We start from the raw sequence: 2554 nt of genomic DNA on the forward strand, positions 1-2554 counted from the left end.
TCGACATGGGGCGCTCGGCCACCAACGTGCTGGGCAACGCCATTGCCGCCAGTGTGGTCTCCAAGAGCGAGGGGGTATTGCAAGAAGAGGGCGAGGTAGCGCTGCAAGAGGCCGCCTGATCCCCAAAGACGAGAAAGCCGCCCCGAGGGCGGCTTTTTTGTGAATCAAAGAGCGCGGGGTTACTCCCCCGAATCGAGAATGTCGTCGACACAGACCTGTACCGGCGTGGTCTCATCCTCACGCTGAAGCAGCACCAGGCGATTCTGCCTGTCGACCTCCAGAANNGGGTCTGGCAATACATGCCGGGTCGCACCTCACGAATATCCATATCCTCTACTCCTTCTACTACCCGAACCCTCCTGGTTCGCCGGTTCAGTATAGGGAAAAAAAGAGGCTCCTTCTGGGAGCCTCTGCACAGTTCAACATCTGCTTGCACTATTTGCCTTTAGGCAGGCTCTCGACCCAGCGCCCGCCGTCATGGTGGGCGGTCCAGCCGGTCGCCTTGCCGTTGACCTCGGTCATCACATACTGCTCCTTGGTCTTGCGACTGAAGCGAACGATGGCCGGGTTGCCGTCGGTGTCATAGGCCGGGGCATCGGCCAGGTAGTAGTGCTTGGGCGAGATGCGGTCACGGAAGCGCTTGAGCTCTTCCACCAGCNNGGCGCAATTTCGCCGCTTTTGAGGATCTTGCGGGTATTCTTGCAGCTCTCGTTGGTGCAGCCCATGTACTTGCCGAAGCGGCCGTTTTTCAGCTGCATCTCGGATCCGCAGCGATCGCACTCGATGGAGGGCCCTTCGTAGCCCTTGAGCTTGAACTGCCCCTTCTCCACCTCGTAGCCTTCGCAGTCCGGGTTGTTACCACAGACGTGCAGCTTGCGGCTCTCATCGATGATGTAAGAGTCCATGGCGGTGCCGCATATCTTGCAGCGGTGCATGGCGCGCAGGGCGTTGGTCTCGGCCTCTTCCTCTTCACCGGTGGAGACAAACTCGTCGGCGCTCACCAGGTTGATGGTCTTCTTGCAGCGCTCCTTGGGGGCTAGGGCATAGCCGGAGCAGCCGAGGAAGACCCCGGTGGTGGCGGTACGAATGCCCATGGGACGGCTGCAGTCAGGGCAGCTGATGTCGGTCAGCACCATCTGGTTGGCACGCATGCCCCCCTCGTCGCTCGGCTGTTCGGCGCGGCCCAGCTCCTCGGTGAACTCCCGATAGAAGCTGTCGAGCACCGCCTTCCACTCGCTGTCACCCTGGGCTATCTCGTCGAGTTGACCCTCCATGCGGGCGGTGAACTCGTAGTTCATCAGCTCGGCGAAGTTCTCGACCAGGCGATCGGTGACGATCTCCCCCATCTTTTCGGCGAAGAAGCGGCGATTCTCGACCCGCACATAACCTCTGTCCTGGATGGTGGAGATGATGGAGGCGTAGGTGGAGGGACGGCCGATGCCACGTTTTTCCAGCTCGCGCACCAGAGCCGCTTCGGTGAAACGGGCAGGGGGCTTGGTGAAGTGCTGGCGCGGGTCGAGCTTGACCAGCTCGAGCACCTCGCCCGGCTCCACCGCCGGCAACTGGATGTCTTCGCCCTTGCGCCCCATGGGGGGCAGGGCCTTGGTCCAACCGGCAAAGCGCAGGGTGCGGCCACGCGCCTTGAGCTCGTAGTCACCGGCACGCACGGTCAGGGTGGTGGCATCGTACTGGGCCGGGGTCATCTGACAGGCCACAAACTGACGCCAGATGAGGTCGTAGAGCTTGTGAGCGTCCGCTTCCATCCCCTCCAGATCGCTGGCGCTGACGGTCACATCGGAGGGACGGATCGCCTCGTGCGCCTCCTGGGCTCCGGCCTTGGAGCCGTAGAGGTTCGGCTCGGCCGGCAGATAGGGCTGACCATACCGGGTGACGATAAAGTCACGCACCGCGCTCACCGCCTCCTGGCTCAGGTTGGTCGAGTCGGTACGCATGTAGGTGATGTAACCGGCCTCATAGAGACGCTGGGCCATCATCATGGTCTTCTTGACCCCAAAGCCGAGGCGAGTGGAGGCCGCCTGCTGCAGGGTCGAGGTGATGAAGGGAGCCGAGGGCTTGGAGCCGGTTGGCCTGTCTTCGCGGCTCTGCACCACGTAGGGCACGCCCTGGATGGCGGCGACGGCGGCCAGGGTCTGGGCCTCGGTGACCGGCTTGAACTCCTTGCCAAGGTGGGTAAGCACCTCCATGCGCAGGGACTCTTTGCTGCCGGTCAGCAGATCCGCGTGCAGATCCCAGAACTCGACCGGCACGAAGGCCTTGATCTCACGCTCCTTGTCGACGATGAGGCGCACCGCGACCGACTGAACGCGGCCGGCGGAGAGGCCACGGGCCAGCTTCTTCCACAGAAGCGGCGAGACCATGTAGCCCACCACCCGGTCGAGGAAACGACGCGCCTGCTGGGCGTTGACCCGGTCGATGTTGAGATCGGAGGGCTGGGAGAAGGCTTCATGAATGGCGCTCTGGGTGATCTCGTTGAACACCACCCGCTTGTAGCGGTCATCGTCTCCCCCGATCACCTCGCGCAGATGCCAGGCGA

At 62.7% G+C, this 2554-nt stretch carries 1 pseudogene; it reads right to left on the reverse strand.

From position 1 onward, the window contains the following. Window positions 1-435 precede the first annotated feature (435 nt). Window positions 436-2554, reverse strand: a pseudogene (topA, locus tag BN1133_RS03320) (type I DNA topoisomerase); the annotation flags it as partial.

This window comes from Aeromonas schubertii (assembly GCF_000820105.1).
Lineage (GTDB): Bacteria > Pseudomonadota > Gammaproteobacteria > Enterobacterales > Aeromonadaceae > Aeromonas > Aeromonas schubertii.